This window comes from Amycolatopsis sp. NPDC031561 (assembly GCF_055580625.1).
Window position 1 is genome coordinate 98,380 of the sequence record NZ_JBVILA010000022.1, and the last position, 14,045, is coordinate 112,424.

Sequence of the window (14,045 nt, forward strand, 5' to 3'; positions counted from 1 at the left end):
GGGTCCCCGGCGGCATGGTCGGGGCATGACCGACCACGAGAAGCAACCACTCTTCGACCAACGACTCCGGGAACGGTTCTTCAGCCAGCGCGTCCTGGTCCTCGACGGCCCGCTCGACGACGACAACGGGACGGTGCTCACCACCCAGCTGCTGTCGCTGGCGAGCGAGGATCCCCGCAAGGACATCGCGTTGTGGATCCACTCGCCGGGTGGCTCGGTCCCTTCGATGCTGGCCATCCGCGACGTCATGCGCCTCGTGCCGTGCGACGTCGCCACCCTCGCGCTGGGCCTGGCGTGCAGCGCGGGGCAGTTCCTGCTCTCCGCAGGCACCCCGGGCAAACGGTTCGCCCTGCCGCACGCGCGGATCCTGATGCACCAGGGTTCGGCGGGCATCGGCGGCTCGGCCGTCGAAGTGGAGGTGCAGGCGGACGATCTGCGCTACACGCGCGACACCGTGCTCGGCCTCATCGCCGAAGACACCGGGCAGCCCGTCGACCGGATCTTCGCCGACTCCCTGCACGATCGCTGGTTCACCACCGGGCAGGCCCGCGAATACGGCTTCATCGACCACGTCGTCGAGAGCCTCGACCAGGTCGTTCCCGTGCGCACCCACAGACTCGGCCTCGGCTCGGAAAGGGGTGCCGGCGCATGAGCACCTACACCATCCCCAACGTCATCTCCCGCAGTCCCGCGGGCGAGCGGATCATGGACGTCTACTCGCATCTGCTGTCCGAGCGGATCATCTACCTCGGGACCGCGATCGACTCCGGCGTGGCGAACGCGCTGATCACGCAGCTGCTCTACCTCGAAGCGGACAACCCCGAACAGGAGATCAACCTCTACATCAACACCGAGGGCGGCGACCCGTCGGCGATGCTCGCGTTGTACGACACCATGCGCTTCATCAAGGCGCCGGTGGCGACGACCTGCGTCGGGCAGGCCGTGGCCGCGGGCGCCATCCTGCTGGCCGCGGGCGAAGCCGGGCACCGGTTCGTGCTGCCCCATACCCGCGTGGTGCTGCACCAGCCGGCCGCGCAGGGCCGCGGCACCATCCCGGACCTCATCCTCCAGGCCGACGAGGTCGTGCGCGTGCGGACGCAGCTGGAGGAGATCCTTTCCTCGCACACCGGCCGCGCCGTCGCGGATCTCCGGCACGACACCGACCGGGACCGCGTGTTCGACGCGGCGGGTGCCGTCGCCTACGGGCTCGCGGACCAGGTCCTCGACAGCCGGGGCTAAGCCGTGTTCTAGGCGGCCATGAGCACGGGTCCGGACGGGCGGCGGCCGACCGCGAGGCCCGTGCTGCCGCCCCGCCGGACCGTGCCCGCGATACCGAAGAGGAGATCCGCCAGGTCGATCCCGAGCGCGCCGGTGACCGCGGCGATCATTTCGCTGGAAGGCTCTTTGCGGCCGCGCTCGATCTCCGAGAGGTACTGCGGCGAGATGCCGGCGCGTTCCGCGACGTCGATGAGACGGCCACCCTGTTCTTCCCTAGCCGCGCGCAGGCTCTGGCCCAGCACGTCACGCCAGAGCGGTTCCGGCTCGCTGTCCGCGGTGGAAGCACGCTTCGGGTGGAAAGGGAGGATGTCCGCCATACGGTCATCGTGACATTCGGGCCGGGGCCCGTGCGCGCTGTTCCGCTCAAGGCGAAACCGAGCCCCGGAACGCCCGCCGGTACGCGCCCGGCGTCGTGCCGACCTGGTCGCGGAAACGGCGGCGGAGGTTGACGGCCGACGTCAGGCCGACGCGGGCCGCGATCGCCTCCACCGGAAGTCCGGTCTCCTCCAGCAGGGTGCGCGCCTCGGTCACCCTGCGCGCCAGCAGCCAGGCGCCCGGCGTGGTGCCGAGCCGATCGGCGAACCGGCGGGCCAGGGTGCGGGGCGAGACATTGACGTACGCGGCCAGCTCGCCCACCGACAACGATGTCCCGAGACGCGCGGCCGCCCACTCGAGGAGGCCGTCCAGCTCGTCGTCGGGCGGCGGGGACGGGACGAACTGCGCCTGACCGCCGTCCCGATGCGGCGGCATCACCATGTGCCGTGCGACGAGCGCGGCGTGCGCGGCCCCGTGGTCTCGCCGGACGAGGTGCAGGCAGAGGTCGATCCCCGCGCCCGCCCCGGCGCTCGTGGCGACATCGCCGTGGTCCACGTAGAGCACGTCCGGTTCCACGCGCACCTCGGGGAATTCCTCTTGCAGCCGGGCGGCGCGTGCCCAGTGCGTGGTCGCCGCCCTGCCGTCCAGCAACCCGGTGCGGGCCAGCGCGAAAACGCCGGAACAGATCGTGACGAGCCGCGCGCCCCTGGCGTGCGCGCGAAGAAGCGCCCGGCGCACGGCGACCGGCAACGGTGCCTCCACCGGAGTCCAGCCCGGGATGAGCACGGTGTCCGCCTCCGCCAGCGCGGAAAGGCCGCGTGTCACGGACATCGCGTACCCGGCGGTGGTCGGCACCGGTCCGGGTTTCTCCGCGCAGACGTCGAATTCGTAGTACCGCGGCACCCCGGCGCGTTCCGTGCCGAAGACCTCGGCGGCGATACCGAGTTCGAACGTCGACTGCACCGGCCGCACCAGTGCCCTCACGCGATGCATGGCAGAAAAGTACCCCATGGTGTCTTATTGGACACTGTCCGGCGGCACGCCGATCGCGGAACCTGGGGTTCATGCACCCCGAGATCCTCGCCCAAGAGGGCTACACTTCCGTCTCCGTCAAGGAATCCCCCGTGCGCGAGCTCTTCCCCGGAATCCGGCTGCGTCCTTTGCGGACAGGCACGGACGGGTCGCAGGCCAACGTGCTGGAAATGGACCCCGGCACCTCGTGGCCGCGCCGCGACGTCCACGAACCGGGACCCGAGGAGGTCTACGTCGTCTCCGGCACGTTCAACGACGGCGCGCGCGACTATCCGGCGGGAACCTTCCTGCACGCTCCGGCCGGCTCGTGGCACGTACCCGCGACGGCGACGGGGTGCACGCTCTTCGTCTTCTATCCCGAGGGGTGAACCGCGTCAGCCGATGACCGACAAGCCGCTCTCGGCCGCGAGGATCCCCGCGATCGAGACGGCCTGTTCACTGGTGATCTTCGCTCCGCTCAGGGTGAGCAGCCCCCGGACGCCGGACAAGCGTGAGCCGCGGAGATCGCAACCCGCCGCACCGGTCGCGGCGAATTCCGTGTCGGTGAACTGACAGTCCACAAAGGTCAAACGGGACAGGTCGCCGGAGAACACCGTTTCCCGGAAAGAACATCCGGAGAACACGGCGGCGCCCTTCACCCGCTCGACCACCACCGAGGCGTAGTCGAACTGCGCGTTCTCGACGTACAGATCGGTGGCGGAGGTGATCGACACACCCAGCCCGATCGCCCGGCTGCGAAGGATCTCGACGCGGCGCGCGGTCAGTTCACGGATCGCGGCGTTGGACAGGTCGACGCCTTCGAGGATCACGTCGGACAGCGTCAGCCTGCCGAGCCGGGCGTTCGCCAGGTTCACCTCCGAGACGAGGGAATGCGCGATCTCCCCGCCCCCGCGGACCCCGTCCTGCTCGCCGCCGTCGAGGTGGACGGTGTCGAAATCGAAGTCGCCGTCGAACACCGCCGGTTCGCTCGCGAGCTCGTCCCGCTCGACCGACGGCCGCCGGACCCTGACACCGTCGAAATCGCGGAACTCCATGGCCCGGACCGTACCGCAGGGCTTGGGCGGGGTTGGTCGTGAGTGGCGTGCGACCGAGTCGCTCAGGCGACGGCCCGGTCAGCGTAGGGGCGGCGGTGACCAGTGGCCGGGTCGGTCACGCGAGACTGTGTGGATTTCTGGTCATCTGACGCACCAAAATCCACGCAGTCGGTGCCAGAGGTCCGGTGCAGAACCAAGAGTGTCTTAGGTACCTAGTGGATCCTGGTGCGAGTGATCGCAGGTCCGTGACGCCCAGCGGCGGTGACCGGGCGGCACGAAAAAGGGGCCCACCCGAAGGCAGGCCCCTTTCACAGTCGCGAAGTCAGTCCTTGACGCCCTTCACGGCGTCCTTGAGCTTCTCGCCGGCCTGCTTGACGTTGGCCTTGCCCTGCTCGGCCTTGCCTTCGGCCTGCCACTGCTCGTTGTCCGTCGCGTTCCCGACGGCTTCCTTCGCCTTGCCCTTGAGTTCGTCGACCTTGTTCTCGGCCTTGTCGTTCATCGGGCCTCCATTCGTTGTCGTCCGCTGCTTCTCGGATACCCGTCGAACCGGGCTCGAAACGGCCGGTTCGACGTGGCGCCGGACACGTTTGACTTCGTCAGGACCGGGCTATTTCGGCCCACACGGTCTTGCCGTCTTCGCGGTACTCCTGGCCCCACTCGGTGGCACAGGCGTCGATGAGGGCGAGGCCGCGGCCCCCGGTTTCCGAGGGCGGACGCGGGGTGGCGGGCGCCGTACCCGAGTCGTCGACCTCGATGCGCAGGCGGCCCGGCCTCCGCAGCAGGCGCACCTGCCGCGGCGGATTGCCGTGCCGCACCGCGTTTGACACCAGTTCGTCCAGCACCAGGATCGTGTCCGTGAGGTCCTCTTCGGCGAGGACGCGCAGTTCCGCGCGCGCCCAGGCCCGCACCCTGGCCAGTTCGCTCAGGTCGCCGCCCACGTCCAAGGTCGATACTTCGACCTTGGCACCGGCGGACGCGGCCTGATCGGTGGACACGGGGACCTCCAAGTTTCTGCTGCCTGTCGGGGGCTCGCGAGGACCTAGTACCCCGAATGCCGCGAACTTTAACGATCATCACGTCATCGCTCGCCACCCGTGTGACCACACGGGTAGACCGTGCCCGCGGCCAGGGCTTCGCACGACGGGCAGTTGTTCACCGGCCGCTCACGACGACCCCAGAAGGGGTGGGTGGCCCCGCAGAGCGCGGTGACCTGGTCGCCGCGGCCGGGATCCGGAGTGCACACGGGGCAGTAGGCGTGCGCCGCCCGCTCGATTTCGGTGGTCATCTCGCTCCTTCGGGGAGGCTCGTCCAGGTCATGGTCACCGTGGTGCCATCGCCCCGGTATTCGCACTCGGCGTGGTCGGCCAGGCGGTCGATCAGCAGCAGGCCGCGGCCGCGGATCGTGTCGGCCGGGTCCGCGGGCTTCCAGGCCCCGTAGTCGGTGACGACGATCCTGATCTCGTCACGGACGGCGGTGGCGTGGATGTCGATGACGCCGTCCGTGCCCCGGTAGGCGTGTTCGGCGGAGTTGGCCAGCGCTTCGTTGCTCGCCAGGACGATGTCCTCCTGCCGTTCCCCGTCGACGCCGAGGCCGGCGAGCCATCCCGTGAGCTGTTTTCGGAGCCCGACGAGCCGTCCCGGTTCGGCGGGCACCCGATCGCGGAACTCCCGCGATACCGGTGCGGGTATGTGCTTCATTCTTCGCCGCCTGTCGTGTGCTGGACGTGGATCACGGCGATGTCGTCGTCGTGGCGGTTGTGGGTGATCTCCTCGATGAGGTCGTCCCAGGCGGCCGCGTCGCCGAGCCGGTCGCCGTACGCGGCGAACGCGCCGAGCAGCCGTTCGATGCCCAGCGTGATGTCCCTCGCGGGGCTCTCCACCAGGCCGTCGGTGTACAGCAGCAGGTCCGCGCCCGGCGGGAAACCGGTCCGTTCCTCGGCGAAGGAGGAGCCGACGCCCAGCGGCGGCGCGAGCGCCTCGCCGACCTGGTCGATCCGGCCGTCCGGATGTCTCAGCACGGCGGGCAGATGCCCGGCGTTGGCGTAGGTCAGCGAGTGGTCCTCAGGGTCGTGGACAGCGTAGAAACAGGTGACGAAACCGGGCTCCGTCAGCTGGGAGACCCGGCGCAGCAGCTCCGACGGCCGCAGTTCCAGCAGGGCGTAGGCGCGAATGGCCGTCCGGGTCTGGCCCATCACGGTCGCCGCCGGCACCCCGTGCCCGACGACGTCGCCGATCACGAACGCGGTGCGCCCGGAGGGCAGCCGGATGACGTCGAACCAGTCGCCGCCGACGTTGATCCCGGTGGCGGCGGGCAGGTAGCGGGTGATGATCCGCAGGCCGGGGATGCCGGGCACCTCCGGCAGCATGCTGCGGGACAGTTCGGTGACGAGGGTGCGCTCCCGTTCGTACAGCCGGGCGTTGTCCAGCGCGATCGCGGAATAGCCCGCGATGCCCTCGGCGAGGTACTCGTGCCGTTCGGTGAAGCGGCCGGGTTCGGCGTGGCCGAAGAAGAACCCGCCGAGGACCTTTCCACTGGTCGGGCTCAGCACCGGCACCGCGAGATAGCTGCGGACCGGGAGGTGTCCTTCCGGCATGCCGCGATAGGGCGGGTTCTTGCCGAAGCAGGGATCCCTGGTGATGTCGTCGCTGCGGACCGTGCGGACGCCGTCGAAGGTGGGCGCGAAGATCTCGGTGTTGCGGGGCATCGGGAACCGGGAGAAGGCCTCACGGGGGACCCCGGACAGCGTGTAGAGGGTGTAGGACTCGCCGAACTGGTCGACGAGGTTGTAGAAGAACGCGCCGAAGGCCGCCCCGGTCGCCTTCGTGGCGGAGTCCGTCGCGTCCTGCACGATCCGGTCGATGTCGAGCTGCGAAGTCAGCCGCCTGCCGACCGAGTGCAGCCCGTCGAGCAGCGCGGCCTCGGCACGCAGGCGGTCGACGAGTTCCACGAGCGGGGAAACGGCCTCTTGGTCGCCGGCGGCGATCCGGCGGACGACCTCCGCGACCACGTCGGTACCGGGCTCCATCAGGCCTCCAGCGCCGCGGTCCTCGTCGGATAGACCGCCAGTTCGTCGGTCAAACAGGTCAGCTCCAGCGGCCGCAGCACGACCCGGTTGCCCGCCACGACCCGGACCTGGGTGACACCCGCGCACAGCCGGTCCGCCCGGACCAGCTCCGCCATTCCCGCCGACGCCAGGAACTCCACGGCCGTCAGGTCGACGACCATGACCGCGGGCCGCAGCCGGAAGGCCCGTTCGACCATCAGCCGCAGCCGGGGCGCGAGGGCGAGGTCGAGCGCGCCGGACACCTCCAGTACGGCCGTGTCGTCAGTGCCCTCGAACGCGACACCGCCGCTCTCGGCTCTTCCCGATTCCGTCACCGGTTCATTTTGCCGGGGGACGCGGCGGGCCGCCATCCGGACAGGTCCGACCGAAGCGCGCCGGTATAGGTCGTTATACATACTTGGCTGCATCGTGTTCATCGGCCTCTGCGCGATCTTTTCGGGCGCTCCTCTGCTGTTCCCTCGCTCGGGCCCACCACTGGTCAACAAGCTGTTCGGGGTGCCTTATCCCTGGTGGCGCTCGCCCCGGGCTGCTGAAGCACCTCCTCGTCCGCTCCCGACCGAATCGTCCGCAAGGGGTTGACGAGGACGAACACCGAGCCGCAGCAGATGATCCCGGCCGACAGCACCAGCCCGGGCAGAGTGCCGAAGACCGTGCCGACGAAGCCCGCGGCCAGGCCGCCGAGCGTCCCGGTGCCGAAGACCACCGAGAGCGCGGTCCCATTGACCCGGCCCATCATTTCCGGCGGTGTGATGCGCTGGACCAGGCTGAGCACGTGGATGTTGAACACCGAGTCGGCGAAACCGATGAGGAACTGACTTACGATCAGCATGGTGAGCGCGGCCCCCTGCCCGCCTACGGGCAGCAGCAGGAAACCCAGACCGGTCATCAGGATCGAGGTCGCCAGTGTCCGGCCGAGGGTGAGCCCGCGGGCGATCGCGCCGGACGAAACCGCGCCCAGGATGAGGCCCACCGTGCCGATCGCGAACGCGAGGCCGACTGCGCCAGGACTCAGCTTCCCATGGTCGTAGGCGAAAACCAGCACGAGGGCGGTCGCCGTCGCCACACCGAGATTCACCGTGGTACTCGCGAACATCAGATTGCGCAGCCGAGGGTCGGAAAGCGACACTGCCAGCCCTTCTCTGGCCTCCGCCAGCGCCGATCGCGGCTTTTCCGGCTTGACGGCCGACTGCTCGCGGTGACGCATCAGCAGCAGTGACACCAGCGAAGCGAGGAAGGACAAGGCGTCGGCCAGGATCGCGAGCGCGGTCCCGAGGACCTGCATCAGCCCGCCCGCGGCGGCCGCGCCGCCGACCTCGGCGACCGCGCGGGAGGTCTGCAACCGTTCGTTGCCCGCCACGATCCCTTCCGGTCCGGCCAGCACCGGCAGATACGACTGCGCGGCGACTTCGAAGAAGACCGTCAGCACGCCGACCACCCCCGCGACCACGAACAACTGGCCGAGCGTGAGCACACCGAACAGATACGCGACCGGGATCGACCCCATCGCCATCAGCCTGCCGGCGTCGGCCCAGATCATCGTCCCGCGGCGCGAGAACCGGTCGACCCACACACCTGCCACCGAACCGATCAGCACGAACGGCACGAACCTCAACGCCGCCAGCAGTCCGATGTCCCAGGCGGTCCCGCCGAGTCCGAGCAGGGCGACCGACGGCAACGCCACCCGCGAAACCTTGTCTCCGAACGCACTGATCGTCTGGCCGATCCACAGGCGCCGGAAGTCACCGGGGAAAGCGAAAGGTGGAGTCATCGAAATCCGATCATGAGAAGGGAAAACGAGCCTAAGATCCAATAGGCGTCACAGCCGGGTCGGTTATTCGAACTCGAGGAGAGCGGAAATGCGTCAGCGACTGGTCGGTTCCGCGGGAATCGCGGGAATGACCCAGTTACACCAGGCGGCGCCCCTGATCGAACGGCAGCACGCGATCATCGAACTGCTGCGAGTGCGGGCGCCTCGCCGGGTGACGGGCGCGAGCCTCGCGGAGTCGACCGGGGTGAGCCTGCGGACCGTGGAACGTGACATCACGCGCCTGCGCGAAGCGGGCGTTCCCATCACCATCCATCGCGGGCCACGCGGCGGCTACGGCATCGACGCGCGGTCCGTGCTGCCGCCGATCTCGCTGACCCCGGGCGAGGCCTCGGCGCTCATCGCCTCGCTGGTCGCCGTCGGCCCGTACACCTCGGCGGTGGCGCAGTCCGCGCTGGGCAAGATCCTCGACGCGCTCACCGAATAACGATCCGGGCAGGCACGCAACGCACGACAGGGAATCGACGACTGCCAGGCAGGTCATTCTCCGGATGCGAGGCGCGCCATGTCCCCCAACGACAGTTCCGAATTCGAGGAGCCGAACGCGCATGAACGGCGCTGGGGTGGATCCGCGGAGTGGAAACCACGGGGCAAGCGGGACCGTGACGACGCCTACAACCCCCGCCTGACCGTCCTCGACCAGTGCCTCGCGATGATCCGCTTCGGCACGAAGATCGGTTTGTCCCTCCCCGCCGACGCGGTCGACATCGTGGACGTGGCACGGAGAGAAGCGGATCCCCAATTCGATGACACGCTCTACACCCCGCTGCCCCTCAGCAAACTGACCGAAGCCCACAAACAACTCGTCGCCGCCGTGGCGCCGGCGAACCCGAACACGATCGAACTCCTAGCCGACGAAGAAGCCCACGGAGTCCGCCGCTACTTCGGTGCCACCAGATACGCGCGCTCCCTCGCCTTCCTCGCGATAGCGCTGTTCACCACCTTCGTGGTCCTCCAGATCTGGCGGACGAGCACGGGCGCCCCGCTCTGGCTGGACATCCTCGTCACCGCGCTCGCCTCGGTCATCGGCGGGATCTTCTACGTCATGTTCGCCCTGAGCCGTCAGCTCTCCCGCGGTTCCTTCGAACGAGGCCTGGAGGGCAGATACACCAACCTGATCATTCTCGGCGGCCTCGCCGGGACGGCGCTGGCGTTCCTCATCGTGGAGCCCGCGGCGACCACCGCGAACGCTCCCGCCTCCACGAGCGTCAGCGTGCTCCTGACCCGCCCGCTGCTCGCGCTCCTCGGCGGTTTCTCGGCGCGGGCGGTGTACCGCATCCTGGAACGTCTGGTCAGCACCGTCGAAGCGCTGATCAAAGGCTCCGGTGACGAACTGGTCGCGGCGCAGGAACTCGCCACCAAGGCACGGGCGTCCGCCGAGATCTTCGACCACAAGACGGAAACGGTGACGGACCTGCTGCGGGTCACCAGGGGCATCGCCGCCGGTTCCACCACCGACCAGATCCGGTCCGAACTCGAAGTCCTCGTCGCGAAGATCATCAAGGGCCTTCCCCCTTCGGCGCAGCCGCCGCAATCCGAGTGAGGGCCCGTCCCCCGATCGTGGTTCGCCGGGGCCCTGAATGGCCGATGTGTCCCTCCGGAGTCGGTTCTATCGTTCGGACGCATGGCAAGCGACTTGCAGCGGCGCAAGATCTCCGGTGTCTTCGCCGCGATGGACGTCGACGGCGACGGTTTCCTTCAGGAGCGGGACTTCCGGGCCTTGGCCGACCGGTGGGCGCGACAGCGCGGCCCCGGCGACGGGCCGCGCCTGACCGGCATCATGCTGAGCTGGTGGACGACGCTGCTCGCGGCCTCGGATCTCGATCGCGACGACAAGGTCTCCCTCGACGAAGTCCTGCTGGTGGTGGACAAGCTGCCGGACACGCCCGAGGCCGTGATCGCGACCGCCGACGCGATGTTCGAAGCGATCGACGAGAACCGCGACGGCCTGATCTCCGCGGCGGAGTACCGCCGGCTGATCGAGGTCTGGAACGGCCGCCCGACCGACACCGACGCCACGTTCCCGCTGCTGGACTCCGACGGCGACGGGATGCTGTCCCGGAACGAGTTCGCCGCGCTGTGGCTGGAGTTCTGGGCGGGTGACGACGCCGGGGCGCCGGGCACGCTCGTCTTCGGCCCGCTCGCGGCCTGACCCCCGCGCTGCCTTTCCGGTCAGTGCCTCCGGCTACGCGCATCCAGTCGCGGCTTTCGGGCGGACCCGCCGTCCATACGGGCCAGAACCCGCCGGACGTCCACGTCACGGCCGCCGGGTCGGCTCAGGATGGCGGACGTGGACGAGGTGACCGAGCAGATCCTGGAGCGTGTCACCGGCTCGGGCGCCCCCTGCGTATGGGTGACCGGACCGGCGGGTGTCGGCCGGACCACGCTGCTCGCCCGGCTGCGCGAGCGGCTTTCCGAGTCAGGGCAAGGGGTTTCGAGCGCGCGCTTCACGCCGACGGGTGACCTGGCTCCCGGCGGCTTTCCCTGGCCCGCCCCGGCGACGGGCGCGGCCGACGATCCCGCGGTGGCCGGGCGTGCGGCGCGGGCGGTGGCCGTGCCGATCCTCGGCGGTGGCGGGCACGTGCTGATGCTCGACGACACCCAGTGGATGGGCCGCGACTCGCTGGCCGTCCTGGAGGCGTTGATCCGGCGGCTGGACGGTACTTCCGCGCGGTTGATCTGCGCCACTCGCACCCCGGTCCGTGAGGTGGCCGAAGGACTCGCCCTCGTGCGGCGGCTGCGGGCCGACGGCCTGGTGCATCCCGTGAGGCTGCTGCCGTTGAAGGCGGAGGAGATCACGCGGCCGGTCGTCGAGGCGCTGGGCGCCGTTCCGAGCGCTTCGCTGCGGGACCGCCTGCACGAACTCAGCCGGGGCGTGCCCGCCGCGCTGCGCCAGGCCTTGGACCTGCTGCGCGCGCAGGGCGCGATCCGGATCGTCGACCGGCGCGCGTATCTCGTCCCCGGCACCGCGGTGCCGTTGCGGTCCGTGCCGCTGGATTCCGAGCGGCTCGCGGTCGCGAAGGCCGCCGCCGTCCTGCATCCGCTCGGCGAGGCGATGCCGTCGCTGATCAGCGGGGTGCTGGCACAGGATCCCGCGGAAACCCTGGCGATCCTCGAGGTCCTGCGCGCCGACGGGGTGCTGCACCGCGGCCGCGGATGGCGGTTCACCGTGCCGGTGGTGGCTTACGCGCTGATCGCCGAACTCGGCCCCTTCGAGCGACGGCGGTTCTCCGCGGCCGCCGTCACCGCGTTGTGGAACGGGACCGCGCACACGTCCGACCCGTACTATCTCGCCGACCGGATCGCCGAGGCGGGCAAGCTGATCGATCCGCGGCGCGCGCTCGCGGAACTGCTCGACAACGCGGCCTTCCTGCCCGACGACCAGACCACCCGCGGCGCGCGGTGGCTGCGCGCCGCCGCCGAACTGACCGAGGACCGACCACAACGCGCGAGGGTGACCCTCCTCCACACCATGTGGTGCCACCTCAACGGCGATCACGAACAGAGTCTCGCGGGCACACGGCGGTTGCTGGAGGAATTCCCCGACCGGCTTTCCGCCGACGCCGCGCAGGAAGCGCAGTCGATCGCCGTCTGCGCGCTGCACAACTCCGGCAACACGGCCGAGCTGGCGAGGATCGCCACGAACCCGCCGGAATGGTCGGTGGCGTCGAGCGCGATCGCGCTGAGCCTGCTGGACCGGTGGGCCGAAGCCGCCGAACTGCTGGCGGAGAACGATTCGTGGCGCACCGAGTCGACGGTTTCCGCGATGCTGGGCGAACTCTTCGGCGGCCTGGCCGAACTCTGGGCCGGCCGCTCGGCGCGGTTCGGCGCGAACCTGACCGAGCGCGAGCGGTGGCCGTTGAGGACGGCGAGGCGGCCGCGGAACGACCAGATCACGTCGTACGTCACCGCGCTGCTGGTGCTGGGCGAACGGGCGCGCGCGGAAAAGCTGCTCGCCGACGAGGTCTTCCCGGAAACCGGCCTGCGCGACAGCGAACGTTCACTGCTCGCGGCCATGCGCGGCGATTCCGCCCGCGCGGTCGACTTCGCCCACCGCAGCGTGGCCGACCGTTCTCGGCGCGGCTACGACACCGGCTCGGCCGCGATGCACCTGTCGACCGTTTCGGTCCTGCTGTCGCAGGGACGGTTCAGCGCGGCACGGGAACTGCTGACCGCAGCCCGCGCGACCGCACCGATGCTGGCGCATCTGCTCGACATCGCCGAAGCGCGGGTCGACACCGCGCTGGGCGAAACCGACCGCGCCGCCAAACGCCTGCACGCGGCCACCTGCGGGCTCGCCGTCGGCACGGACATCGCCTGGGCCGATCTCGCCGAACTGGCGTTGCGCAACAACGACCGCGCGGGGGCGAAGAAGGCACTCGACGCGCTGGAGGACCTCGCTTCCGCGATGCCGACCGGGCGGGTGCTGCTGCATCGCCATCTGGTCCGGGCCTGCCTCGGCCGCGAGCCCGCCGGCGAATGTCTCTGGCTGGCCCGCGAACGCGCGCAACCGCTCGAACTGGCCGTCGCGGCCGAACGGCTGGTCCGGCACGGCGCGACGGATCCGAAGGTGCTCACCGAGGTGTACGAGGTGCTCGGGTCGCTGGACGCGCTGCTGTACCGCGCGCGGCTGCGGAACCTGATGCGGGAGAACGGGATCGAGATTCCCGGCGGTCAGGAGACGGTCGCCGAGAACGAGCACCTGCTGGCGCTGCTGGCGGGCGAAGGGCTGACGAACGAACAACTGGCGACGGCGCTGCAGACGAGCCAGAAAAGCGTCGAGGGACGGTTGAGCCTGCTCTTCAGCCGGACCGGCTACCGCTCCCGGATCGAACTGGCCACGGCGCTGCTGAACGGCCGATACGCCTCGTGAGCGGGCCGGACCTCCGGGTGGCCGTCCACGCGGCCGACCCGCTGACCCTGGCGGGGCTGGTCGGCATGCTGTCGCAGGCCGAGGCGCTCGAAGTCGTCCCGGCCGGTACCCGGGGCGCGGACGTGCTGGTGGCCGCCGAGGATCCGGTCGACCACGACCTCCCGGTTCTCCGGCGCGCGGTGACCGAACAGGGCGGCCTGCCCGGCGTCCTGATCACCGGGCCGCTGCCACCGGAGGGCTACCGCTCGGCCGCGGCCGCCGGGGTGCGCCGCGCGCTGCCGCATCAGGCGGCTGGGACGGAACTGCTGATCGCGGAGGTCCTGGCCGCGCGGACGGCGGTCACGACCACCGCCGCGAGGCTGGCCGCCGGGTATGACGCCATGGTGGGCGGCCCCGACGAAGCTTCGCGGTTCCACGAACGCGAGATCCGGGTGCTGCGGATGATCGCCGACGGCAAGGACACCGGCGAGATCGGCGCGGCGATGGGCTACTCGCAGCGCACCATCAAGAACATCCTGCACCAGGCCCAGCACCGGCTGGCGCTGCGGAACCGGGCGGAGGCGGTGGCCGCCGCCATCCGGGCCGGGCTGATCTGAGGCCGTGAGCTGAAGGGGACTTTCCCC

18 protein-coding genes are annotated in these 14,045 nt (G+C 70.0%); 8 read left to right on the forward strand and 10 right to left on the reverse strand.

Going from position 1 to position 14,045, the window contains the following annotated elements; genetic code table 11:
• Nucleotides 1–25: 25 nt before the first annotated feature.
• Both ACZ5IK_RS33435 and ACZ5IK_RS33440 read left to right on the forward strand, forming a co-directional pair.
• The gene (locus tag ACZ5IK_RS33435) at nucleotides 26–652 is read left to right on the forward strand and encodes a ClpP family protease (RefSeq protein ID WP_465491369.1); all 627 of its coding nucleotides are present in this window, start codon (nucleotides 26–28) and stop codon (nucleotides 650–652) included.
• Nucleotides 649–1,239: a ClpP family protease gene (locus ACZ5IK_RS33440; protein WP_465491370.1), complete on the forward strand. Its 591-nt coding sequence runs from the start codon at nucleotides 649–651 to the stop codon at nucleotides 1,237–1,239. Before ACZ5IK_RS33435 ends, ACZ5IK_RS33440 begins: the two co-directional genes overlap by 4 nt.
• Before the next feature lie 8 nt (nucleotides 1,240–1,247).
• Here the strand turns inward: ACZ5IK_RS33440 and ACZ5IK_RS33445 are convergent, their stop codons facing one another.
• On the reverse strand, nucleotides 1,248–1,595 hold the full coding sequence (locus tag ACZ5IK_RS33445) for a helix-turn-helix domain-containing protein (RefSeq protein WP_465491371.1): 348 nt from the start codon (nucleotides 1,593–1,595) through the stop codon (nucleotides 1,248–1,250).
• A 46-nt stretch (nucleotides 1,596–1,641) separates the two neighbouring features.
• A complete protein-coding gene (locus ACZ5IK_RS33450) occupies nucleotides 1,642–2,586 on the reverse strand; it encodes a helix-turn-helix domain-containing protein (protein WP_465491372.1) in 945 nt (314 codons plus the stop codon).
• Between the two features lie 71 nt (nucleotides 2,587–2,657).
• Here ACZ5IK_RS33450 and ACZ5IK_RS33455 point away from each other — a divergent pair, with 71 nt between their 5' ends.
• Nucleotides 2,658–2,993 (forward strand): cupin domain-containing protein, encoded by a 336-nt coding sequence (locus tag ACZ5IK_RS33455; RefSeq protein ID WP_465491373.1) that lies wholly within the window; start codon nucleotides 2,658–2,660, stop codon nucleotides 2,991–2,993.
• Nucleotides 2,994–2,999: 6 nt separating this feature from the next.
• Here the strand turns inward: ACZ5IK_RS33455 and ACZ5IK_RS33460 are convergent, their stop codons facing one another.
• The 8 genes from ACZ5IK_RS33460 to ACZ5IK_RS33495 form a co-directional block, all read right to left on the reverse strand.
• Nucleotides 3,000–3,659 carry a pentapeptide repeat-containing protein gene (locus ACZ5IK_RS33460; protein ID WP_465491374.1) on the reverse strand — a complete coding sequence of 220 codons (660 nt, stop codon included), beginning with the start codon at nucleotides 3,657–3,659 and terminating at the stop codon, nucleotides 3,000–3,002.
• 322 nt (nucleotides 3,660–3,981) lie between these two features.
• Complete coding sequence (locus ACZ5IK_RS33465; protein ID WP_101608946.1) at nucleotides 3,982–4,158, reverse strand: CsbD family protein; 177 nt, start codon at nucleotides 4,156–4,158, stop codon at nucleotides 3,982–3,984.
• Nucleotides 4,159–4,255: 97 nt separating this feature from the next.
• Nucleotides 4,256–4,654, reverse strand: coding sequence for an ATP-binding protein (locus ACZ5IK_RS33470; protein WP_465491375.1), 399 nt, complete (start codon nucleotides 4,652–4,654; stop codon nucleotides 4,256–4,258).
• Nucleotides 4,655–4,737: 83 nt separating this feature from the next.
• Nucleotides 4,738–4,944: a hypothetical protein gene (locus tag ACZ5IK_RS33475; protein ID WP_101608948.1), complete on the reverse strand. Its 207-nt coding sequence runs from the start codon at nucleotides 4,942–4,944 to the stop codon at nucleotides 4,738–4,740.
• A complete protein-coding gene (locus ACZ5IK_RS33480; protein WP_465491376.1) occupies nucleotides 4,941–5,357 on the reverse strand; it encodes an ATP-binding protein in 417 nt (138 codons plus the stop codon). Before ACZ5IK_RS33480 ends, ACZ5IK_RS33475 begins: the two co-directional genes overlap by 4 nt.
• Nucleotides 5,354–6,685: a PP2C family protein-serine/threonine phosphatase gene (locus tag ACZ5IK_RS33485; protein WP_465491377.1), complete on the reverse strand. Its 1,332-nt coding sequence runs from the start codon at nucleotides 6,683–6,685 to the stop codon at nucleotides 5,354–5,356. Before ACZ5IK_RS33485 ends, ACZ5IK_RS33480 begins: the two co-directional genes overlap by 4 nt.
• The gene (locus ACZ5IK_RS33490; RefSeq protein WP_465491378.1) at nucleotides 6,685–7,038 is read right to left on the reverse strand and encodes an STAS domain-containing protein; all 354 of its coding nucleotides are present in this window, start codon (nucleotides 7,036–7,038) and stop codon (nucleotides 6,685–6,687) included. Before ACZ5IK_RS33490 ends, ACZ5IK_RS33485 begins: the two co-directional genes overlap by 1 nt.
• A gap of 164 nt (nucleotides 7,039–7,202) precedes the next feature.
• The gene (locus ACZ5IK_RS33495; RefSeq protein WP_465491379.1) at nucleotides 7,203–8,492 is read right to left on the reverse strand and encodes an MFS transporter; all 1,290 of its coding nucleotides are present in this window, start codon (nucleotides 8,490–8,492) and stop codon (nucleotides 7,203–7,205) included.
• Nucleotides 8,493–8,580: 88 nt separating this feature from the next.
• Between ACZ5IK_RS33495 and ACZ5IK_RS33500 the strand changes: the two genes are divergently transcribed.
• From ACZ5IK_RS33500 to ACZ5IK_RS33520, 5 genes are all read left to right on the forward strand, one after another.
• On the forward strand, nucleotides 8,581–8,976 hold the full coding sequence (locus tag ACZ5IK_RS33500; RefSeq protein ID WP_465491380.1) for a helix-turn-helix transcriptional regulator: 396 nt from the start codon (nucleotides 8,581–8,583) through the stop codon (nucleotides 8,974–8,976).
• A gap of 78 nt (nucleotides 8,977–9,054) precedes the next feature.
• Entirely contained in the window at nucleotides 9,055–10,092 is a 1,038-nt protein-coding gene (locus ACZ5IK_RS33505) for a hypothetical protein (protein ID WP_465491381.1), read from the forward strand.
• Nucleotides 10,093–10,173: 81 nt separating this feature from the next.
• The gene (locus tag ACZ5IK_RS33510) at nucleotides 10,174–10,701 is read left to right on the forward strand and encodes an EF-hand domain-containing protein (protein ID WP_465491382.1); all 528 of its coding nucleotides are present in this window, start codon (nucleotides 10,174–10,176) and stop codon (nucleotides 10,699–10,701) included.
• 129 nt (nucleotides 10,702–10,830) lie between these two features.
• Complete coding sequence (locus ACZ5IK_RS33515) at nucleotides 10,831–13,422, forward strand: ATP-binding protein (protein ID WP_465491383.1); 2,592 nt, start codon at nucleotides 10,831–10,833, stop codon at nucleotides 13,420–13,422.
• Nucleotides 13,419–14,018: a helix-turn-helix transcriptional regulator gene (locus ACZ5IK_RS33520; protein WP_465491384.1), complete on the forward strand. Its 600-nt coding sequence runs from the start codon at nucleotides 13,419–13,421 to the stop codon at nucleotides 14,016–14,018. The genes ACZ5IK_RS33515 and ACZ5IK_RS33520 overlap by 4 nt, the downstream gene beginning before the upstream one ends.
• Nucleotides 14,019–14,045: the final 27 nt, after the last annotated feature.